A 25177-nucleotide genomic window follows, 5' to 3' on the forward strand; every position below is an offset into this window, starting at 1 on the left:
AAAATTCCAACGAGGCAGAGATGAAATTACTTTATACTGATATTCGGACTTCTTTGACCGAGGTTCTAACTAGAGAAGCAGAAGAGCTAGTTGCTGCTGGCAAGCGAGTCTTCTATATCGCTCCTAACTCTCTTTCTTTTGAAAAGGAACGCGCCGTGCTGGAATGCTTGTCCCAGCAGGCTTCTTTTGCGATTACCGTCACGCGCTTTACTCAAATGGCTCGTTACCTGATTTTGAATGATTTGCCTGCCAAGATCAGTCTTGATGATATTGGTCTTGGGATGGCCTTTTACAAATGCCTTGCCGAACTTGATCCTAAGGATTTACGTGTTTATGGCGCTATCAAGCAAGATCCTCAATTTATCCAGCAGTTGATTGAGCTTTACCACGAGATGACCAAGGCTCAGATGAACTTTTTAGACTTGGAGAGTTTGACGGATGAGGACAAGCGATCTGATTTACTCTTGATTTTTGAGAAGGTAACGGCCTATCTCAATCAAGGCCAGTTGGCTCAAGGAAGTCAGTTGTCTCAATTGATTGATGCTATTGAGAATAACAAAGTTAGTAGTGATTTTACTCAAATCGCCTTAGTCATTGATGGATTTACCCGTTTTTCTGCCGAAGAAGAACGAATTGTGGACTTACTTCATGGCAAGGGAGTTGAGATTATTATTGGGGCTTATGCTAGTAAGAAAGCTTATACCAGTCCATTCGCTGAAGGCAATCTCTATCAAGCCAGTGTGGAGTTTCTCCATCATCTAGCCTCTAAATACCAAATTCCTGCTCAAGACCGTTCTCAGACTCATGAGAAGATGGATAGTTTTGATAAGGCCTCTCGTTTGCTGGAGTCTTCTTATAACTTTTCAGAACTCGCTTTGGATGTCGATGAGAAAGACCGTGAAAACTTACAAATCTGGTCTTGCTTGACACAAAAGGAGGAGTTGGAGTTAGTAGCCCGTAGCATTCGTCAGAAATTACATGAGAACTCAGACCTGAGCTACAAGCATTTTCGTATTCTCTTGGGGGATGTAGCTTCTTATCAATTATCTCTAAAAACGATTTTTGACCAGTATCAGATTCCTTTTTATATTGGTAGAAGCGAAGCTATGGCTCACCATCCCTTGACACAGTTTGTCGAGTCTATCTTGGCTTTAAAACGCTATCGTTTCCGTCAGGAGGATTTGATTAACCTTCTCAGAACAGGTTTGTATACCGACCTTAGTCAGGCTGATATTGATGCTTTTGAGCAATATATCCGTTATCTTGGTATCAATGGCTTGCCAGCCTTTCAGCAAATCTTTACCAAATCCCACCATGGAAAATTTAATCTGGAACGTTTAAATGCTCTTCGTTTGCGTATTTTAACCCCTCTTGAGACTCTTTTTGCTAGCCGAAAACAAAAGGCTGAAAATCTCTTGTACAAGTGGAATAGCTTTCTAAAAGAAGGAGCTGTGACCAAGCAGTTGCAAGATTTGACAGCCACTATGGAAGCTCTTGAACAGGAAAGACAAGCCGAGGTTTGGAAGGCATTCTGTCATGTTTTAGAACAATTTGCGACTGTTTTTGCTGGTTCACAGGTTAGTCTGGAGGACTTCCTAGCCTTGCTCCATTCTGGAATGAGCCTATCTCAGTACCGTACCATTCCAGCAACAGTGGACACCGTTCTGGTGCAGAGTTATGATTTGATTGCTCCTCTGACAGCTGACTTTGTTTATGCCATTGGGCTGACTCAGAATCATTTACCAAAAATTGCGCAAAACACCAGTCTATTGACAGATGAAGAAAGACAAAGCTTAAACCAAGCAACCGAAGAAGGCGTTCAATTGCTGATTGCCAGCAGTGAAAACCTCAAGAAAAATCGCTATACTATGCTTTCCTTGGTCAATTCTGCTCGTAAGCAGTTGGTCTTATCGGCTCCAAGCCTTTTTAATGAAAGTGAAAGTAAGGAATCTGCCTATCTTCAAGAGTTGGTCCATTTTGGATTTAGTCGAAAAGAGAAGAGGATGAATCACAAAGGGCTGTCTAAGGAGGATATGGGGTCCTATCACAGTCTTTTGTCCAGTCTGGTTGCCTATCACCAGCAGGGCGAGACGAGCGATACTGATCAAGATTTGACTTTTGTTAAGGTTCTGGCGCGTGTCATGGGTAAAAAACTAGATCAGCAAGGTCTGGAAAATCCAGCTCTCCCAACCAGTCCAAACAGTAAGCAGTTGGCTAAGGACACCTTGCAGGCGCTCTATCCTGCTGATCAGGAGTTTTACCTGTCTACATCTGGTTTGACGGAGTTTTACCGGAACCAATACAGTTATTTTCTTCGCTACGTTTTAGGCTTGCAAGAAGAATTACGCCTGCGTCCAGATGCCCGTAGTCACGGGAATTTTTTGCACCGCATTTTTGAACGTGCCTTGCAGTTGCCTGACGAAGATTCTTTTGACCAACGTTTAGAACAAGCTATTCAAGAAACCAGTCAAGAACGCGAATTTGAGGCTATTTATCAAGAAAGTTTAGAAGCCCAGTTCACCAAGGAAGTTCTGCTTGATGTCGCACGGACGACTGGACATATTCTCCGACACAATCCAGCCATCGAAACCATCAAAGAGGAAGCGAATTTCGGTGGAAAAGAGCAGGCCTTTATTCAATTGGACAGTGGTCGCAGTGTCTTTGTACGAGGCAAGGTGGACCGGATTGACCGTTTGAAAGCTGATGGAGCGATAGGAGTAGTAGACTACAAATCCAGTCTGACTCAGTTCCAGTTTCCTCATTTCTTTAATGGGCTCAATTCCCAGTTGCCAACCTATCTAGCTGCCTTAAAAAGAGAAGGGGAGCAGAACTTTTTTGGTGCCATGTACTTGGAAATGGCTGAACCCGTCCAATCTTTGATGGCGGTTAAAAGTCTGGCAGGTGCAGTCGTAGAAGCCAGCAAATCTATGAAATACCAAGGACTCTTTTTAGAAAAAGAAAGCAGTCATTTGGGCGATTTTTACAACAAAAACAAGGCTAATCAGCTGACAGATGAGGAATTTCAGCTCCTACTGGACTACAATGCCTGTCTTTACAAGAAAGCTGCTGAGAAGATTTTAGCAGGCCAGTTCGCCATTAACCCTTATACCGAAAATAGCAGAAGTATTGCCCCATACGTCCAGCAACACCAAGCCATCACAGGATTTGAAGCCAATTATCACTTGGGCCAAGCCCGTTTCCTAGAAAAGTTGGACTTAGCTGATGGCAAGCGCCTGATCGGAGAAAAACTCAAGCAAGCTTGGTTTGAAAAAATGAGAAAGGAGTTGAAACGATGAAGTCCATTCCCTTTTTAACTGAGGAAGAAATTCAAAAATTGCAAGAAGCTGAAGCAAATTCGAGCAAGGAACAAAAGAAAACTGCCGAACAAATCGAAGCTATCTACACTTCTGGCCAGAATATTCTGGTCTCAGCATCGGCTGGTTCTGGAAAGACCTTTGTCATGGCCGAGCGCATTCTGGACCAATTGGCGCGTGGTGTCGAAATTTCTCAACTCTTTATCTCAACCTTTACCGTCAAGGCTGCGACTGAACTTAAAGAACGTTTGGAGAAGAAAATCAGCCAACAAATTCAAGAAAGTGGCGATGTTGACCTCAAACAACACTTGGGTCGCCAGTTGGCAGACCTACCCAACGCTGCCATCGGAACCATGGACTCTTTCACACAAAAATTCCTTGGTAAACATGGCTATCTGATTGATATTGCGCCTAATTTCCGTATTTTACAAAACCAGAGCGAGCAACTTCTTCTCAAAAACGAAGTCTTCCATGAGGTATTTGAAGCCCATTACCAAGGTAAACAGAAAGAGACCTTTAGTCATTTACTGAAAAACTTTGCTGGACGTGGCAAGGATGAACGGGGGCTACGCCAGCAGGTCTATAAAATCTATGACTTTCTCCAATCCACCAGCAATCCTCAGAAATGGCTGAGTGAATCTTTCCTCAAAGGCTTTGAGAAAGCTGATTTTACGAATGAAAAAGAAAAACTAACTGAGCAAATCCAGCAAGCCCTTTGGGACTTGGAAAGTTTCTTCCGTTATCATCTGGATAATGATGCCAAGGAATTTGTAAAGGCTGCTTATTTAGAAAATGTTCAGTTAGTTCTGGATGAAATTGGCTCCTTAAATCAAGAGTCTGATAGGCAGGCTTATCAAGCAGGGCTTGCGCGTGTTGTCGCAATCTCTAAGGAAAAAAATGGTCGAGCTCTGACGAATGCCAGTCGTAAGGCTGATTTGAAGCTTCTGGCTGATGCTTACAACGAAGAGAGAAAGACCCAGTTTGCTAGGCTAGGACAACTAGCAGACCAGATAACCATTCTCGACTATCAAGAACGTTATCATGGAGACACTTGGAAACTAGCTAAAACCTTCCAAACCTTCATGAGTGATTTTGTGGAGGTTTATCGTCAGAGAAAACGACAGGAAAATGCCTTTGAATTCGCTGATATAAGCCATTACACTATCGAGATTTTAGAGAATTTCCCGCAAGTCCGTGAGGCTTATCAGGAGCGTTTCCACGAAGTCATGGTCGATGAGTATCAGGATACCAATCACATTCAAGAACGGATGCTGGAATTGCTGTCTAATGGCCATAATCGCTTTATGGTGGGGGATATCAAGCAATCTATCTACCGTTTCCGTCAGGCAGACCCGCAGATTTTCAATGAAAAATTCCAACGCTATGCGCAAAATCCCCAAGAAGGCAAGCTGATTCTCCTAAAGGAAAATTTCCGTAGTAGTTCAGAAGTGCTATCAGCAACCAATGATGTTTTTGAACGTCTTATGGACCAAGAAATCGGAGAAATCAACTATGATAACATGCACCAGCTTGTTTTTGCCAATACCAAACTGATTCCTAATACAGACAATAAGGCAGAATTTCTCCTCTACGACAAGGACGACACAAGTGAGGAAGAAGAGGGGCAGGCAGAAATGAAACTAACAGGCGAAATGCGCTTAGTTATCAAGGAGATTCTGAAACTTCATCAGGAGAAAGGTGTTTCCTTTAAAGAAATTGCCCTTCTGACCTCCAGTCGCAGTCGTAATGACCAGATTCTTCTCGCCCTGTCTGAGTATGGAATTCCTGTCAAAACCGATGGAGAGCAAAACAATTATCTCCAATCCCTAGAAGTGCAAGTCATGCTAGACACCCTTCGTGTCATTCACAATCCCCTGCAAGACTATGCCTTGGTTGCCCTTATGAAGTCTCCAATGTTTGGCTTTGATGAGGACGAGTTAGCACGTTTGTCCCTTCAGAAAGCAGAGGATAAAGTCCAAGAAAATCTCTATGAGAAACTGGTCAATGCTCAAAAACTTGCAACAAGCCAGAAAAACTTAATTCATACTGATTTAGCTGAAAAACTAAACCAATTCATGGATATCTTGGATTCTTGGCGCTTGTATGCCAAAACCCACTCCCTCTATGACTTGATTTGGAAGATTTACAATGACCGTTTTTATTATGATTATGTTGGGGCTTTGCCAAATGGTCCTGCTAGACAGGCTAATCTCTATGCCCTAGCACTGCGAGCTGACCAGTTTGAAAAGAGTAATTTCAAAGGCTTGTCACGTTTTATTAGTATGATTGACCAAGTTTTAGAAGCCCAGCACGATTTGGCAAGCGTGGCCGTCGCACCGCCAAAAGATGCAGTAGAGCTCATGACCATTCACAAGAGTAAAGGGCTAGAGTTTCCTTACGTCTTTATACTCAATATGGATCAGGATTTTAACAAGCAAGACAGCATGTCAGAAGTCATTCTCAGCCGTAAAAATGGACTAGGTGTCAAATACATTGCCAAGATGGATACAGGAGCAGTCGAAAATCACTATCCTAAAACCATCAAACTCTCCATTCCTAGCCTGACCTATAGACAGAACGAAGAGGAATTACAGCTGGCAAGCTACTCAGAGCAGATGCGTCTGCTGTATGTTGCCATGACGCGGGCTGAGAAAAAGCTCTATCTTATCGGTAAGGGCTCTCGTGAAAAGCTGGAGGGCAAAGAATTTCCTGCAGCTAAAAATGGAAAACTAAACAGCAACACTAGACTTCAAGCAAGTAATTTCCAAGATTGGATTTGGGCTATCAGTAAAGTATTTGCAAAGGATAATCTCAACTTTAGCTATCGTTTTGTTGGTGAAGATCAGCTGACTAGAGAAGCTATCGGTCAGTTGGAAACCAAGAGTCTTCTCCAAGATAGCTCCCAAGCAGACAATCGTCAGTCAGAAACCATTAAAGAAGCTCTTGAAATGCTGAAAGAAGTGGAAGTTTATAATACTCTTCATCGCGCAGCTATTGAACTTCCTAGTGTTCAAACCCCAAGTCAAATCAAGAAATTCTACGAACCAGTTATGGATATGGAAGGTGTCGAGATTGCAGGTCAAGGCCAGTCAGTAGACAAGAAAATCAACTTTGATTTACCAGATTTTTCAAGCAAAGAAAAGGTAACAGGAGCTGAGATTGGTAGTGCTACCCACGAACTGATGCAGAGAATTGACCTCAGCCAGCGACCAACGCTTGCTAGCCTGACAGAAACTCTCAAACAAGTTCAAACCAGCCAAGCTGTCAAATGCAAGATTAATCTTTCGAAAATTCTTGCATTCTTTGACACAGCGCTCGGTCAGGAAATTCTCGCTAATACCAACCATCTTTATCGCGAGCAACCTTTCTCTATGCTCAAACGAGACCAAAAGAGTCAGGAAGATTTCGTTGTCCGTGGTATCCTTGATGGCTATCTGCTTTACGAGGATAAAATCGTTCTGTTCGACTATAAGACAGACCGCTATGATGATCCAAGTCAACTCATAGACCGCTATCGTGGTCAGTTAGCCCTATACGAAGAGGCTTTATCACGAGCCTATTCGATTGAAAATATTGAAAAATACTTGATTTTACTCGGTAAAGACGAGGTTCAAGTTGTAAAAGTATAATTTATACTCTTCGAAAATCTCTTCAAACCACGTCAGCTTTATCTGCAACCTCAAAACTGTGTTTTGAGCAGCCTGCGGCTAGCTTCCTAGTTTGCTCTTTGATTTTCATTGAATATTAGAAAGGAGACCTCATGACACTTCCGGTTAGAAAATCCCTGCATGATGCGGTTTTACAGGCTTCAAAATCTGATACTTGGGAACAAGCTACCAAGGAATGGAATGAAGTTTCCTTGATTTTTAACGGTATCGGCCGTAGCAATTGTGTGTGTGGAAATGCCATCAAATACGCTTACGAACTCTTTAACGGTGTCACAGGTCAACGCCTCTTTCCGATTGGTAGTGATTGTGTTCGGCATTTTCATCGATTGACCCTTGACCAGCAATTGGAAGAGGAAGAAAAACTACTCAGAAAGGCTGAAAATCTGACCAGAAAAGCCCAGAAAAAGGAAAAAATCAAGGTTAACAAAAGTGACTTTGACGAGCGACTTCTAAAGTGGCTCTGGGAAAAAGGTGTTTTTAAACCTAATCGTGGCAATCAGTTCTCCCCTGATAGAGACTACCAGCTCTTCCTAGAAGTCTTTCAAGGAGGAAGTTGGACCAAGGCGGAACCAAAGAAAAAGGCTCGGATGGAAGAAGTTCTTGAAAAATGTATCAAACCCTTTTTACTTGGAAAACCAGATGACCAACTCTACCTTGTCAAACTAGGAAAAGATAAAATTGACTACGAACAAGAACTCCGTATTCAGGCAGAGAAAGAGCGCAAAAAGAGAGATAAAATCGCCAAGCAATATGCAGACAATCTGGTTCTAGCTATGGGCCCAGCAGAGCGTGCCTATCAAGATTACTTTGGATTTACAGAGACCCTGACTCAAGAAGAACGCAAATGGGAGAAAATTCTTTTTGGTAAAAATCGGACAGAACGGGCTATCAAGGCCAAACAATACCAAAAAGAGCTGGAAAAAGACCAACGAATTGCTAGTCAGGATCCAATTGAAAGAAAGCAGAAGCAGACCTGGCTCCTCAATTCCTATTTTCGTGAGCTTCCTGAAGAAAAAGCCAGATTTGCTCGGCTCTTATTAGAATATCGAAAAAGTGGAGAAGTGCCTTTTTCAACTGAATACTTATCAGACCATCTGCTAGACTTTTTCTATAAAATGAAAGCCTTTGAATTTGAAATCGCACCAGAACAAGTCCGAGACTTTTTAAAAGAAAGCCTCCAGACAGAACATCTATCCTCAGCACAAGAAAGCTGGATAGAAGGTATTCTCCTCAACTGCCTCAAACCATTTTTAGAACGATTAGTGATATGAGTAACACCTGCCGTGGAAATGCCATGGTAGGTGTTACTGTATCCCCAAAATAATATAAAACAAAGTATGAAAACGCTACGCAATTTTAAGACATTTCGGTAAATAAAGAGTATAATTAAGGTATATTGCCTTTTTTATAGATAATACACTAATATAATAAAGGTCTCTGTAACATTTATAAATTGTATTTCAAGGAGGAATCATGGGAAAGTATTTTGGTGAAAAACAAGAACGTTTTTCATTTAGAAAATTATCAGTAGGACTTGTATCTGCAACGATTTCAAGTTTATTTTTTATGTCTGTATTAGCTAGTTCATCTGTGGATGCTCAAGAAACTAAAGGTGTTCACTATAAATATGTAACAGATTCAGAGCTATCATCAGAAGAAAAGAAGCAGCTTGTCTATGATATTCCGACATACGTGGAGAATGATGATGAGACTTATTATCTTGTTTATAAATTAAATTCCCAAAATCAATTGGGAGAATTGCCAAATACTGGAAGCAAGAATGAGGTGCAAGCCTTAGTTGCTGGTGCTAGCTTAGCAGCTCTGGGGATTTTAGTTTTTGCTGTTTCTAAGAAAAAAGTTAAGAATAAAACGGTATTACATTTAGTATTGGTTGCAGGGATAGGAAATGGTGTCTTAGTTTCAGCTCATGCTTTAGAAAATAATCTCTTACTGAATTACAATACGGACTATGAATTAACTTCAGGAGAAAAATTACCTCTTCCTAAAGAGATTTCAGGTTACACTTATATTGGATATATCAAAGAGGGGAAAACTACTTCTGATTCCGAAGTAAGTAATCAAGAGAAATCAGTAGCTACTTCTAAAAATCAACAAAAGGTAGATTACAATGTTACACCAAATTTTGTAGAGAATCCATCAAAGGTACAAACAATTCAGGAAGAAAAACCTGTTTCTTCAACTAAGTCCACAGAAGTCCAAGTAGTTGAAAAACCTCTCTCTACAGAATTAACCAATCCAACAAAAGAAGAGAAACAATCTTCAAATTCTCAAGAACAATTAGCCGAACATAAGAATCTAAAAACGAATAAAGACAAGAAGGTTTCTCCAAAAGAAAAGACTGGGGTAAATACACTAAATCCACAGGATGAAGTTTTATCAGGTCAGTTGAACAAACCTGAACTCTTATATCGTGAGGAAGCTATAGAGACAAAAATAGATTTTCAAGAAGAAATTCAGGAGAATCCTGATTTAGCTGAAGGAACTGTAAGAGTCAAACAAGAAGGTAAATTAGGTAAGAAAGTTGAAGTCATCAGAATATTCTCTGTAAACAAGGAAGAAGTTTCTAGAGAAATTATTTCAACTTCAACGACTGCGCCTGTTACAAGAATAGTCGAAAAAGGTACAAAAAACCTCAAGTTATAAAGGACCAACCTGAGACTGGTGTAGAACATAAGGACGTACAGTCTGGAGCTATTGTTGAACCAGCAATTCAGCCTGAATTACCAGAAGCAGTAGTAAGTGATAAAGGTGTACCGGAAGTTCAACCAGAGTTGCCAGAAGCAGTTGTAAGTGATAAAGGTGTACCGGAACAGGTAGCCACTTTACCAGAATATACAGGTCTACAAGCTGGAGCTATTGTTGAACCTGAAAAAGTTGAACCGGAATATGCTGGAGTACAAGCTGGGGCTGTAGTAGAACCAGAACAAGTGGCACCGCTTCCAGAATATACAGGACCACAAGCCGGAGCTATTGTTGAACCAGAGCAGGTAGCACCCCTACCAGAATACACAGGAGTGCAAGCCGGAGCAATAGTAGAACCATCAAAAGAATATACAGGTGTACAAGCTGGAGCTATTGTTGAACCTGAAAAAGTAGAGCCACCAAAAGAGTACACAGGCGTACAAGCTGGAGCTGTAGTCGAACCAGAGCAGTCAGCAACACTACCAGAATATACAGGAGTTCAGGCTGGAGCTATCGTTGAAGCAGAGCAGGTAGCACCGCTTCCAGAATATACAGGACCACAAGCCGGCGCTATTGTTGAACCTGAGCAGATTGCACCACTACCAGAATACACAGGTCCACAGTCTGGAGCTATTGTTGAACCTGAGCAGATTGCACCCCTACCAGAATACACAGGTCCACAAGCCGGAGCAATAGTAGAACCAGAACAAGTAGCTCCGCTGCCAGAATACACAGGGGTGCAAGCCGGAGCGATAGTCGAGCCAGAGAAAGTAGAAGCACCGAAAGAATATACTGGTAAAATCGAACAACCTAGTGCAGAAGATACTAAACCTGAAAATGAGGTAAGTCCTACAAATGGGGAAGCGGAACGTCCTAAAGATAAAATTAAAGAAGAAAAACAAGTCGACAAGAAACTAGAGCTTAGAAATATTTCTAATGTAGAATTGTATACTTTAGAAAATAATAAATATCGACATGTAACCTCATTTGATACGGTTCCAAATAATCCTAGTAACTACTTTATGAAAGTAAAATCGGAGAATTTTAAAGATGTTATGTTACCCGTTAAGAGTATTGAAAGTGCTACAAAAGATAATCAAGATGTTTATAAAATTGTAGGACAAGCTAATGATTTAATTCAACATGAAAACAATAGTACTTTAGACAATTACACTTACTACCTACCTAAGATGGTGAGAAGTGAAAATGGCGTTTATACATCATTCAAAAATTTAGTCGAAGCAATGAATAGTAATCCTTCTGGAGAGTTTCGTTTAGGAGCAACTATGGATGCTCGTGAAGTAGAACTTCAAGATGGTCAAGAAAGTTATGTTAGTAATGAGTTTACAGGTACATTAATTGGTAAAAATAATGATAAGTACTACGCTATATATAATCTGAAAAAACCATTATTTAGAACTTTAAACCGTGCTACAGTAAAAGATCTTTCAATAAAAGAAGCGAATGTTTCTTCTAAAGAAGATGCAGCTACAATAGCGAAAATGGCGAGTAAAGGTTCTAAAATTATTAATGTTCATTCATCTGGTGTAATTGCTGGTGAACGTAGTATTGGTGGATTGGTTTCACAAGTTGATAATTCTACTATTTCGAATAGTAGCTTTACAGGTAGAATAACTAATACTTATGATACAAAATCAACTTACCAAATTGGAGGATTAGTAGGGAAACTTTCAGGTGCTGGTGCTTTAATCGATAGATCAGTTTCATCTATTGATATGGCTACGAATGCTAATACAGGAGATCAGGTTGTTGGTGGTATAGCAGGTGTTGTTGATAAAAAAGCAACGATTAGTAATAGCTATACTGAAGGTAATCTTAATAATGTGAAGCCTTTTGGTAAAGTTGGTGGAGTTGTAGGTAATCTTTGGGATAATAGTTCATCTGAAGTAAGTAACTCAGGTCAAATTACAAATGTATTAAGCGACGTAAATGTAACAAATGGTAATGCTATTGCTGGTTATAATTTTGACGGTATAAAAGCAACTAACACGTATAGTAATAAAAATAATAAGGTGGTAAAAGTAGTTCAAGTAGATGACGAAATACTTAGTAAAGATTCAGAAGAACAAAGAGGTACATTACTTGAAAGTAACCAAGTTGCAGAGAAAAAAGCTGAACTTGTTCCTAAGAAAAATACTAAGATAGAAGACTTTAACTTCTCATCTAGATATGAAACAGATTATAAAAACTTAAAAGATGCTGATATTTCTAGATTAAGAGTATATAAAAATATTGAAAAATTATTACCTTTCTACAATAGAGAGACTATAGTCAAGTATGGTAATTTAGTAGATGCTAATAATGATTTATTTACTAAAGAGCTTGTGTCTGTAGTTCCAATGAGTGATAAAGACGTAATTACTGATATTAATAAAGATAAACAAAGAATTAATAAACTATTACTTCATTATTCAGATAATACTACTCAAACATTAGATATAAAATATCGACAAGATTTCTCTAAAGTAGCAGAATATGAAATAACTAATACAAAGCTAATGTATACACCTAACACATTATTACATAATTACAATAATATTATTAATAGCGTTGTATCAGAATTGAAATCTGTAAATTACAACTCAGATAAGATAAGAAAAGTATTAGATATCTCTAGTAATATAAAACTAACAGAATTATATCTAGATGAACAATTTGAGAAAACAAAAGCAAACATTGAAGATAGTTTATCAAAACTTCTTTCAGCAGATGCGGCAGTAGCTGAAAATAACAATAAGATAATAGATAATTATGTAATTGAGAAAATTAAGAATAATAAGGAAGCCTTATTGTTAGGTTTAACATATCTTGAACGCTGGTATAATTTTAATTATGGAGAAACCAATGCTAAAGATTTAATAATGTATCACTTGGATTTCTTTGGTAAATCAAATAGTTCAGCTCTAGATAATGTTATTGAACTAGGTAGATCTGGATTTAATAATTTATTAGCTAAAAATAACGTTATTACTTATAATGTATTGTTAGCGAAGAATTATGGGACAGAAACTTTATTCAAGGCATTAGAAGGATATAGAAAAGTATTCTTACCAAAAACTTCTAACAATGAGTGGTTTAAAAAACAAACAAGAGCATATATTGTAGAAGAAAAATCTACAATTGAAGAGGTAAGAGAAAAACAAGGGAAAGAGGGAACTAAATATTCTATTGGGGTATATGATAGATTAACTAGTCCATCATGGAAATATCAAAGTATGGTCTTACCGTTATTAACTTTACCAGAAGAAAAAATGATATTTATGATTGCCAATATTTCAACTATAGGATTTGGTGCTTATGATAGATATAGAAGTTCTGACTATCCTAAGGGAGACAAATTAAATAAATTTGTAGAAGAGAATGCAGAAGCAGCGGCTAAACGATTTAGAGATCATTATGATTATTGGTATAAAATTCTAGATAAAGAAAATAAAGAAAAATTATATAGAAGTGTACTAGTTTATGATGCATTTAGATTTGGAAATGATAAAGATAATAAGTTACAAGAAGCTAACTTTGAAACTAATCATCCAGCTATTAAAAACTTCTTTGGCCCTGCTGGAAATAATGTTGTTCACAACGCTAATGGTGCATATGCAACAGGTGACGCATTCTACTATATGGCTTATCGTATGTTAGATAAATCTGGAGCGGTAACTTATACTCATGAAATGACACATAACTCAGATAGAGAGATTTATCTTGGAGGATATGGAAGAAGAAGCGGATTAGGACCAGAGTTTTATGCGAAAGGATTACTTCAAGCTCCTGATCATCCAAATGACCCTACTATTACGATTAACTCTATATTGAAATATGAGGATTCAGAAAATTCAACAAGACTTCAAGTAGCTGATCCAACTCAACAATTTAATAGTGCAGAAGACTTGCGTAAATATATGCATAACTTATTTGATTTAGTTTATACACTTGAGAAATTAGAAGGAGAAGCAGTAGTTAACTTAGATACCAATGAGAAAGGGGAGCTATTAAGGAAAATAGAGAATGAGTATAAACCTGATCCTGATGGAAATGAAGTTTATGCAACAAATGTTGTTCGTAGATTAAATCTTGATGAGCTAAACAAGTTAACCTCTTTCAATAGTTTAATAGAAAACGATATAATCACAAGAAGAAAATATATAAATGAAGGTGAGTATAAACGAAATGGATACTACACAATTAATCTTTTCTCACCTATATATTCTGCCTTAAGTAGTGATAAAGGAACTCCAGGTGATTTAATGGGGCGTCGTATGGCATTTGAACTATTAGCTGCTAAAGGATATAAAGAAGGTATGGTTCCGTATATTTCTAATCAGTATGAAAAAGAAGCAAAAGCTAATGGAAGCAAGATTAATTCATATGGTAAAGAAATAGGATTGGTCACAGATAAACTAGTGCTTAAAAAAGTATTTAATGATGAATATTCTTCTTGGGTTGAGTTTAAAAAAGCGATGTATAAAGAACGAGAAAATAAATTCAATAAATTATCAAGAATTAGCTTTGTAAACCCTAACAATTGGGGTCGTCAAGAGACAATAACTATTGATAATATCGATAAGTTAAGAAGTATAATTAGAGAAGCGGTTAAAAAAGATGCTGAAGATTATCGAGCACAAGAATACCCGGATACGAATAGTAGAGTTTATAAACTGAAAAAAGCAATCTTTAAAGCTTATCTTGACCAAACCGATGATTTTAGAAGTTCAATTTTTGAGAATAAAAAATAGTTTTTACTGTTAGGAAATAAAATTAAAGAAGGTGATTACGCTTGTCATTATTTAAAAAAGAACGATTTTCGATCCGAAAAATCTGTGGGATTGTTGGTTCGGTATTACTCGGAAGTATCTTGGTTGCGCCGTCAATCATTCATGCTTCTACCTATCATTATGTTGAAAAAAGCGATCTTACAAAGGAAGAACAAAGCAAGATTCAAGCAGGAATTCCTACTGATAATGAGGTAACTTATGCTCTTATTTATCAGCAGGAAACTCTTCCTGCGACAGGTTCATCGACTTCTGTGCTTACAGCTTTAGGTCTATTAGCTGTTGGTAGTTTAGTCCTTTTGGTTCATAAAAATAAAAAAGTTGCTAGTCTGTTCTTAGTTACTACGATTGGACTGATTAGTCTTTCTAGTATGCAAGCTCTCGATCTAAGCAATCCTTTGAAAGCTCCAAGTAATGAAGGAGTAGTTCAAATTGCTGGGTATCGTTATATTGGATACTTACCCCTTAATGATGATGCAATTTCAGAAATTCAACATAAAGCTGAGGGGACAAAAAATGTTCCAGTATCTGAAACTCAGGAAAGTATCCCTAATGAAGCGCCTAAAGCAGAAAAACCTAAAAATCCAGAGTCTGTAAGCACCGTTCCAAACGAGACAACTAAATCAGAGAAGCCAGAGTACACTGCACCGGTAGGCACAGTCCCTGACGAGGCGCCTAAAGCTGAGAAGCCAGAACATACAGCACCAGCTAGTGGTAATCTGGTAGAATCTGAAGTTCATGAGAAACCAGAATATACAGCTCCAATTGGCGGTAATTTAGTTGAACCAGCAGTTCATGAAAAACCAGCATACACTGAACCTGTAGGTACTGTTCCAGATGAAGCGCCTAAGTCTGAGAAGCCAGAGTACACAGCTCCTGTAGGTACAGTTCCAGATAAAGCGCCTAAAACTGAGAAACCAGAATATACTGAACCTGTAGGTACAACAGGAGTAGACGAAAACGGCAACTTGATTGAGCCACCTGTTAACGACATTCCAGCATACACTGAACCAGTAGGTACAACAGGAGTGGATGAAAACGGCAACTTGATTGCACCACCTGTTAACGACATTCCAGAGTATACTGAACCAATATCTACAGTTTCAGAAGTTGCATCAGAAAGAGAAGAGTTGCCTTCTTTACATACCGATATTCGGACAGAGACTATTCCTAAAACCACTATAGAAGAACCTGATCCTAGCAAATTTATAGGCGATGATTCTGTTAGACAAGTTGGTGAGGATGGCGAACGTCAAATTGTTACTAGCTATGAAGAGTTACATGGCAAAAAAATCAGTGACCCAGTTGAAACAGTAACTATTTTGAAAGAAATGAAGCCTAAAATTCTTGTAAAAGGTACCAAAGAAAAACCTAAAGAAAAAACGGCTCCTGTTTTGACCTTAGATAGAACAAATACAAATGTATTAAACCGATCCGCAACTCTTTCTTATCATTTAGTTAATACAGATGGAGTCACAATCAATAAAATTACTGCGACAATTAAAGATGGAAATGAAATTGTCAAAACAGTAGATTTGACTTCAGAGCAGTTAAATAAGCAGGTAGAAGATTTAAAATTCTACAAGGACTATAAGATAGAGACCACTATGACCTATGACCGTGGTAAGGGAGAAGAAACTGCAACATTAGAAGAGAAACCACTTCGCTTGGATTTGAAAAAAGTTGAAATTAAAAATATTTCATCTACTAATTTAGTGAAGGTAAATGACGATGGTACTGAAACACCTAGTGATTTCATGACTGAAAAACCTTCAGATGAAGATGTGAAGAAAATGTACTTAAAAATCACTAGTCGTGATAATAAAGTAACACGTTTAGCAGTTGATAAGATTGAGTTGGTGACTGAAGAAGGTCAAAAACTTTACAAAATAACTGCTGAAGCACAAGATTTGATTCAACACACAGACCCAACGAAAGTTCGTAACAAGTATGTTCATTATATTGAAAAACCAGTTCCAAAAGTTGATGACGTTTATTATAACTTTAAAGAGTTAGTAGATGCCATGAATGCTGACAAAAATGGTACATTTAAAATCGGAGCAGATTTGAATGCAACGAATGTACCAACACCTAAGAAATGGTATGTTGACGGCGACTTTAGAGGTACATTGAAGAGTGTAGATGGGAAACATTATACCATCCACAATACGGAACGTCCGTTATTTAAGAACATTATCGGTGGTACAGTAACCAAAGTAAATCTGGGGAATGTAAATATCAATATGCCTTGGGCAGACCGCATTGCACCGATTGCCGACACTATTAAAGGCGGCGCTAAAATTGAAGATGTCAAAGTGACTGGTAACGTATTAGGTAAGAACTGGGTATCTGGATTTATTGATAAGATTGATAATCAAGGTACACTCAGAAATGTAGCCTTTATCGGTAACGTAACTTCTGTCGGCGATGGTGGACAATTCTTGACTGGTATCGTTGGAGAAAACTGGAAAGGCGTTATCGATAAAGTATATGTAGATGCCAATATCATTGGTAACCGTGCTCAAGCTGCGGGTATTGTTTATTCGACACAAAATGGTGGGGATAACCATAGCTATAGTAGAGAAGGTGTTTTAACCAATTCTGTGGCAAAAGGTACACTCTATGTTAAAGATTCACTTAAATCAGGTGGCTTAGTTGGTAATAACTGGATGTTAGGTATGATTAAAAATAATGTGTCTATGATGAAAGTAAAGAACGGTGAAATAGCTTTTGGACACTCAGATATCGACCAAGATTCCTATTATACATCTGAGCGCGTTATCAACACTTATACGGTAAATGGTATTAGTGAGGGTAATAAATCCTATAATCGTTCGAATATCATCAAAGGTATTTCGAAAGAAGAGGCTGATAATATAATTTTAACCTACAACATTACAGCTAACACCTATGAGATGCCTGAATTACTTGTTGACCGATTGAATCGATTTGTTACTCATGATAATGAGTATAAGACAACGCAAGATTACAAAGCTGAACGTGAACAAGCCTATCGCAATATTGAAAAACTTCAACCGTTCTATAATAAAGAGTGGATTGTAAACCAAGGGAATAAGTTAACAGGTGAGTCCAATCTTGTTAAGAAAACTGTTCTGTCTGTAACAGGTATGAAAGCAGGGCAATTTGTTACTGATCTATCGGATATTGATAAGATTATGGTTCACTATGCGGATGGCACCAAAGAAGAAATGAACGTGACAGCAGTTGCTGATTCTAAGGTGAAACAAGTTCGTGAGTATAGTATTGATGGTTTAGATGATGTGGTTTACACACCAAATATGGTTGTTAAAAATCGTGATAAATTGATTGCTGATGTTAAAGATCAATTATCAAGTGTAGAATTGATTTCACAAGAAGTCCGTGCTTTGATGGATAAACGAGATACATCTAGAGATCCTAATGCTAATTCGGATGAACGTAAGAATGGTTATATTAAAGATCTATTCTTTGAAGAAAGCTTTGCGGAAGTGAAAGAAAATCTTGGCAAATTAGTTAAAGCTATTGTTGAAAATGAAGATCATCAACTCAACGATAACGAATTAGCTGAACGTGCTTTACTGAAGAAAGTTGAAGACAACAAAGCTAAAATCATGATGGGACTGGCCTACTTAAATCAATATTATGGTTTTAAATACGATGAGTTATCAATTAAAGATATTATGATGTTTAAACCTGATTTTTATGGTAAGAATGTTAATGTCTTAGATTTCTTAATCAAAATTGGTTCAAGTGAAAGAAATGTTAAAGGAGATAGAACTTTAGAAGCTTATCGTGAAACTATAGGTGGAACAATTGGAATAAATGAATTAAATGGATTCTTACATTACAATATGAAGCTATTCACTAACCATACAGATATAAATGATTGGTTTAAGAAAGCTATTGAAAAGAACGCGTATGTAGTTGAACAACCATCAACGAACCCTGCATTTACCAACAAAAAATATCGTCTATACGAAGGAATTAATAATGGGCAGCATGGGCGCATGATTTTACCTCTTCTTAACTTGAAAAATGCACATTTATTTATGATTTCAACGTATAATACTATCTCATTTAGTTCATTTGAAAAGTATGGTAAAGATACAGCAGAAAAACGTGAAGCGTTCAAGAGTGAAATCAATAAACGTGCTAAAGAGCAAGTTAATTACTTAGATTTTTGGTCACGTCTTGCTACTGATAATGTCCGCGATAAACTTCTTAAGAGTCAAAATGGAGTTCCAACTCCTGTATGGGATAATCATAACGCTCCAGGTGGTTGGCCTGATAGATTCGGACATAGAAATGGAAAACCAGACTATACTCCAGTCAGGGAATTCTTTGGTCGTATTGGAAAGTATCATCCTTACCAATATGGATACGGAGCATATGCATATATTTTTGCAGCACCGCAACCGATGGATGCAGTTTATTTCGTTATGACAGATTTAATTAGTGATTTTGGAACATCCGCATTTACACATGAAACTACTCACGTTAATGATCGTATGGCTTACTATGGTGGTCATTGGCATCGTCAAGGTACGGATTTAGAAGCCTTTGCTCAAGGTATGTTGCAAACGCCATCGGTATCAAATCCAAACGGAGAATATGGTGCTTTAGGTTTGAATATGGCTTATCATCGTGAGAATAATGGTGAACAGTGGTATAACTATGACCCTGATAAACTTAAAACTCGTGAAGATATTGATCGCTACATGAAGAACTACAATGAAGCATTAATGATGTTGGATTATGTTGAAGCAGATGCTGTAATTCCAAAATTAAATGGTGACAATAGCAAGTGGTTCAAGAAAATTGACAGAGTCGATAGACATGTTGATGGTTTAAACAAATTAACCGCTCCACACCAATGGGATAAAGTTCGTGACCTAAATGACGGAGAGAAAACCAAGCCATTGGCAAGTATTGATGATTTGGTTGATAATAACTTTATGACTAAACATAATAATCCTGGCAATGGTGTGTTCCGACCAGAGGACTTCACGCCTAACTCAGCATATGTTAATGTTCAAATGATGGCTGGTATTTATGGTGGTAATACGAGTCAAGGTGCTCCTGGTTCATTATCATTTAAGCACAATGCCTTCCGTATGTGGGGTTACTATGGATACGAACATGGATTTATTGATTATGTTTCAAGCAAACATCAAGGCGCCGCTAATAACGAAAATAAAGGTCTCTTAGGCGATGACTTTATTATTAAGAAAGTATCGAAAGGAAACTTTAATACTCTTGAAGAGTGGAAGAGACATTGGTACGGGGAAGTTCTTGCTAAAGCTAAGAAAGGTTTTGAAGCTATCGATATTGATGGAACTCATATTAGCAACTATGATGAGTTACGTACTTTATTTGATAGAGCTGTTCAAAAAGATCTTGATGGTATGTCAGATCCGAAAATTAAAGATCATTTCAAAAATACAGTGGACTTGAAATCTAAGGTCTTCAAAGCCCTTCTTAAAAACACAGACGGTTTCTTTAACCAACTGTTTAAAGAAGACATTTAAATGTTTAAAATATAAAGAGGGCAGTTTTTTGCTCCCTCTGAAAAGTCATCATTTGATGGCTTTTTTCTATATAGAGTGCTTGAAAGGCTATCATCGGACAAAAGAAAGAAGTCATGATATAATATAAAGTAGATTTCTATATCATAAAACAAAAAACTATTTGAACATCATTCATTTGAGAACTCTCTATGTTCAAACGATAGTAAAATAAAATAGGGTATCTAAACCCTTGCTACGAAAGGAAAAAATTCAATGGCTACTATTCAATGGTTTCCTGGTCACATGTCTAAAGCACGTCGACAGGTTCAGGAAAATTTAAAATTTGTTGATTTTGTAACGATTTTGGTGGATGCACGTTTACCTTTATCTAGTCAAAATCCTATGTTGACCAAGATTGTTGGTGACAAACCAAAACTCTTGATTTTAAACAAGGCAGACTTGGCTGACCCAGCAATGACCAAAGAATGGCGTCAGTATTTTGAATCACAAGGAATCCAGACGCTAGCTATCAACTCCAAAGAGCAAGTGACTGTAAAAGTTGTAACAGATGCGGCAAAAAAACTCATGGCTGATAAGATTACTCGTCAGAAAGAACGTGGTATCAAGATTGAAACCTTGCGTACCATGATTATCGGGATTCCAAATGCTGGTAAATCAACTCTTATGAACCGTTTAGCTGGTAAGAAAATTGCCGTTGTCGGCAATAAACCAGGGGTGACCAAGGGACAACAATGGCTCAAAACAAATAAAGACCTGGAAATCTTGGATACACCAGGGATTCTCTGGCCTAAATTCGAAGACGAAACTGTTGCTCTTAAACTAGCCTTGACTGGAGCTATTAAAGACCAGTTGCTCCCTATGGACGAGGTGACCATTTTTGGTCTTAATTATTTCAAAGAACATTATCCAGAAAAGCTGGCTGAACGCTTCAAACAAATGAAAATTGAAGAAGAAGCGACTGTTATTATTATGGATATGACCCGTGCCCTCGGTTTCCGTGATGACTATGACCGTTTTTACAGTCTCTTCGTGAAGGAAGTCCGTGATGGCAAACTCGGTAACTATACCTTAGATACATTGGAAGACCTCGATGGCGACGATTAAAGAAATCAAAGAACTCCTTGAAACGGTCAAGGAGTTAGAAAGCCCTATTTTTTTAGAGCTTGAAAAGGATAATCGCTCTGGAGTTCAAAAGGAAATCAGCAAGCGTAAAAAAGCTATTCAGGCAGAATTGGATGAGGATCTTCGTTTGGAATCCATGCTTTCCTATGAAAAGGAACTGTATAAGCAAGGATTGACCTTAATTGCTGGTGTTGATGAAGTCGGCCGAGGTCCTCTAGCTGGGCCTGTGGTTGCTGCAGCCGTTATTTTACCTCAAAATTGTAAGATTAAAGGCCTCAACGACAGCAAGAAAATCCCTAAAAAGAAACATCTGGAGATTTTTCAAGCCGTTCAAGACCAAGCCTTGTCGATTGGAATTGGTATCATGGATAATCAGGTCATCGACCAAGTCAATATCTATGAAGCAACCAAACTAGCCATGCAAGAAGCAATCTCCCAGCTCAGTCCTCAACCCGAGCACCTCCTAATAGATGCCATGAAACTGGAATTGCCCATTTCACAAACCTCCATCATCAAAGGAGATGCCAACTCCCTCTCGATCGCAGCAGCTTCCATAGTAGCCAAGGTGACCCGTGATGAATTGATGAAGGACTACGATCAGCAGTTCCCTGGCTATGATTTCGCTACTAATGCAGGATATGGAACAGCCAAACACCTGGAAGGACTGAAAAAACTAGGAGTTACCCCAATTCACCGAACCAGCTTTGAACCCGTTAAATCCCTGGTTTTAGGTAAAAAAGAAAGTTAATTGAAAGGAAATACCATGGAGGAACAGTCGGAAATAGTCCGTTCTAAGAAAGAATTCGCCTTTGCATCCAGCACTATACTATCCCAAGTTGGTCGAGGAATCATTGTCGGCCTCGTCGTTGGAATTATCGTCGGATCCTTTCGTTTCTTAATTGAAAAAGGCTTCCACCTGATACAAGGACTTTATCAAGCTCAAGCGCACCTATTTGTTAATTTATTTATTATCGCCCTGTTTTATCTAATCATCTGCTGGCTCAGTGCCAAACTGACACGCTCTGAAAAAGATATTAAAGGCTCAGGAATTCCTCAAGTCGAAGCCGAACTGAAAGGCCTCATGACCCTTAACTGGTGGGGCGTTCTCTGGAAAAAATATATTCTAGGAATTCTAGCTATTGCCAGCGGACTCATGCTGGGGCGTGAAGGGCCAAGTATCCAACTGGGAGCAGTTGGTGGTAAAGGAATTGCCAAGTGGCTCAAATCCAGTCCAGTGGAGGAACGTTCCCTGATTGCTAGTGGTGCTGCAGCAGGATTAGCCGCAGCCTTTAATGCTCCAATAGCGGGTCTTCTCTTTGTCGTAGAAGAAGTCTATCATCACTTTTCTCGCTTTTTCTGGGTATCTACTCTAGCAGCTAGTCTCGTAGCAAACTTTGTTTCTCTGCTCATATTTGGCCTAACACCCGTACTGGATATGCCTGATAATATCCCACTCATGACCCTAGATCAGTATTGGATTTACCTCCTCATGGGAATTTTTCTGGGTCTTTCCGGTTTTCTCTATGAGAAAGCTGTGCTCAATGTTGGTCGAGTTTATGATTGGATTGGTCAAAAAATCCATTTGGATAGAGCTTATTATCCAATTCTGGCCTTCATTCTCATCATACCAGTCGGAATTTTTTTACCCCACATCCTTGGTGGTGGAAATCAGCTGGTACTTTCCCTAACTGAGCAAGATTTTAGTTTTCAAGTTCTATTAGCTTACTTTTTAATTCGCTTTATCTGGAGCATGATTAGTTATGGAAGTGGTCTTCCAGGAGGAATTTTCCTACCTATTTTGGCTCTCGGTTCCTTGCTTGGTGCCCTAGTTGGTGTCATTTGTGTGAATATTGGACTTGTCAGTCAAGAGCAATTCCCTATATTTGTCATTCTAGGAATGAGTGGTTATTTTGGAGCCATATCAAAAGCTCCCTTAACTGCCATGATCCTCGTAACTGAGATGGTAGGAGATATTCGCAACCTCATGCCACTTGGTTTAGTAACCTTAGTAGCTTACATCATCATGGATTTGCTCAAGGGTGCACCAGTCTATGAAGCCATGCTGGAAAAAATGCTTCCAGAAGAAGTATCCAGCGAAGGAGAAGTGACACTTATCGAAATACCAGTTTCTGATAAAATTGCTGGGAAACAAGTTCATGAACTCAACTTACCACACAACGTCCTCATCACTACCCAAGTCCATAATGGCAAGAGCCAAACAGTTAACGGCTCAACCAGAATGTATCTGGGTGATATGATTCATCTAGTTATTCCAAAAAGCGAAATTGGGAAAGTCAAAGATTTGTTGTTGTAGAGTAGTTTTACATAATTTATATTATGTAAACAACTGGCTTAATTTATTTAAATAACCGATTCTCAGAAATGAGATCGGTTATTTTTTACTGATGGGGAATTTTACATATAAATAATTGAGCTTTGGTAAAAATAAGACTATAATTAAGTTAGAAATGATAAAGCATAAAGCTAGAAAGGAGTTTACTGTATCAAATCTGTACAGTAAGATTAAAATCATGAAAAAGAAAACAATAGCAATTATACAATGTATTTTGTATCTCATAGCTCCTTATATAGCTCTTCAGTTGTGTAGTATGAACAGAAGTTTAGTGGGTGAGCTCTTTATTATTTTCTTTATTCTGTTGACTATTTCATTCTGGTTTAGTATTTGGAAACTAGAAAAAGCACTAGCTAATGATTCACAATAATAACTCCGAAGACTTAGATTAGATCCCTTTTACTCAGGTCTAAGTCTTTTTTAAAAAGCTCTATAACATCTTTCCGAAAAACTATAATTTTCTTGAAAAATATATAGGTCTATGCTATACTACTAGTAGACTTATTTATGGAGAAAATACATGAAACGTGAGATTTTACTAGAACGAATCGACAAACTAAAACAAATCATGCCCTGGTATGTTCTGGAATACTACCAATCTAAGCTTGCTGTTCCTTACAGTTTTACAACCTTGTACGAATATCTCAAGGAATATGATCGATTTTTCAGCTGGGTTTTAGAGTCTGGTATCTCAAACGCTGATAAAATGTCTAATATTCCTTTATCTGTCTTGGAAAACATGTCAAAGAAAGATATGGAGGCTTTTATCCTTTATCTTCGAGAACGTCCTTTGCTGAATGCTAATACAACCAAGCAAGGAGTTTCTCAGACAACCATCAATCGGACTTTGTCAGCACTTTCTAGTCTTTACAAGTATCTGACCGAGGAGGTTGAAAACGATCAGGGGGAACCTTATTTTTATCGTAATGTAATGAAGAAAGTTTCAACCAAAAAAAAGAAAGAAACGCTTGCTGCCAGAGCTGAAAACATCAAGCAAAAACTCTTTTTAGGTGATGAAACAGAAGGTTTTCTAACTTATATTGACCAAGAGTATCCACAACAACTTTCAAATCGCGCTCTCTCATCATTCAACAAAAATAAAGAACGTGATTTGGCCATTATTGCCCTTCTCTTGGCGTCTGGTGTTCGCTTATCTGAAGCTGTTAATCTGGATCTAAGAGATCTCAATCTCAAGATGATGGTTATTGATGTCACTCGAAAAGGTGGCAAACGTGACTCGGTCAATGTCGCTGCTTTTGCTAAGCCTTATTTAGAGAATTATCTAGCCATTCGAAATCAACGCTATAAGACGGAAAAGACAGACACAGCGCTCTTTCTGACCTTATACCGAGGTGTACCAAATCGTATCGATGCTTCCAGCGTTGAAAAAATGGTTGCTAAATACTCAGAGGACTTCAAAGTCCGTGTAACACCCCATAAACTGCGCCATACCCTAGCAACTAGGCTATATGATGCTACTAAATCACAAGTTTTGGTCAGTCACCAGCTAGGACACGCCAGTACACAAGTCACTGACCTCTATACCCATATCGTCAACGATGAACAAAAAAATGCCTTGGATAGTTTATAAACTACATAAAATAAATTATGTAAAACGAAATTCAAAAAAAGAAGTTGCTTGTTTTAGCAACTTCTTTTTCTTTATATCTGATACCAGTAAAGTAGCGTGAAATATCAA

General features: G+C 38.2%; 8 protein-coding genes and 1 pseudogene. All 9 read left to right on the plus strand.

Annotation, left to right across the window (positions count from 1 at the left end):
* The first annotated feature begins 20 nt into the window (after nucleotides 1-20).
* The 9 genes and pseudogenes from rexB (at nucleotide 21) to xerS (ending at nucleotide 25069) form a co-directional block, all read left to right on the plus strand.
* Complete coding sequence (rexB, locus tag HT698_RS07295) at nucleotides 21-3296, plus strand: ATP-dependent nuclease subunit B (protein WP_173217864.1); 3276 nt, start codon at nucleotides 21-23, stop codon at nucleotides 3294-3296.
* A complete protein-coding gene (gene addA / locus HT698_RS07300; protein ID WP_173217866.1) occupies nucleotides 3293-6943 on the plus strand; it encodes a helicase-exonuclease AddAB subunit AddA in 3651 nt (1216 codons plus the stop codon). The genes rexB and addA overlap by 4 nt, the downstream gene beginning before the upstream one ends.
* A 131-nt stretch (nucleotides 6944-7074) precedes the next feature.
* Nucleotides 7075-8253, plus strand: coding sequence for a hypothetical protein (locus tag HT698_RS07305; protein WP_173217868.1), 1179 nt, complete (start codon nucleotides 7075-7077; stop codon nucleotides 8251-8253).
* Between the two features lie 202 nt (nucleotides 8254-8455).
* A pseudogene (locus tag HT698_RS07310) lies at nucleotides 8456-14439 on the plus strand (ZmpA/ZmpB/ZmpC family metallo-endopeptidase).
* A 41-nt stretch (nucleotides 14440-14480) separates the two neighbouring features.
* Nucleotides 14481-20003: an SIALI-17 repeat-containing surface protein gene (locus tag HT698_RS07315; protein ID WP_173264394.1), complete on the plus strand. Its 5523-nt coding sequence runs from the start codon at nucleotides 14481-14483 to the stop codon at nucleotides 20001-20003.
* 252 nt (nucleotides 20004-20255) lie between these two features.
* Nucleotides 20256-21107: a ribosome biogenesis GTPase YlqF gene (ylqF, locus tag HT698_RS07320; RefSeq protein ID WP_173217872.1), complete on the plus strand. Its 852-nt coding sequence runs from the start codon at nucleotides 20256-20258 to the stop codon at nucleotides 21105-21107.
* Complete coding sequence (locus tag HT698_RS07325; protein WP_173217874.1) at nucleotides 21094-21873, plus strand: ribonuclease HII; 780 nt, start codon at nucleotides 21094-21096, stop codon at nucleotides 21871-21873. The genes ylqF and HT698_RS07325 overlap by 14 nt, the downstream gene beginning before the upstream one ends.
* Before the next feature lie 15 nt (nucleotides 21874-21888).
* On the plus strand, nucleotides 21889-23439 hold the full coding sequence (locus HT698_RS07330; RefSeq protein ID WP_112443704.1) for a ClC family H(+)/Cl(-) exchange transporter: 1551 nt from the start codon (nucleotides 21889-21891) through the stop codon (nucleotides 23437-23439).
* Between the two features lie 559 nt (nucleotides 23440-23998).
* Complete coding sequence (gene xerS / locus HT698_RS07335; protein WP_172930548.1) at nucleotides 23999-25069, plus strand: tyrosine recombinase XerS; 1071 nt, start codon at nucleotides 23999-24001, stop codon at nucleotides 25067-25069.
* The last annotated feature ends 108 nt before the right edge of the window (nucleotides 25070-25177 follow it).

This window comes from Streptococcus sp. 3109, from assembly GCF_013276905.1.
Taxonomy (GTDB): Bacteria; Bacillota; Bacilli; order Lactobacillales; family Streptococcaceae; genus Streptococcus.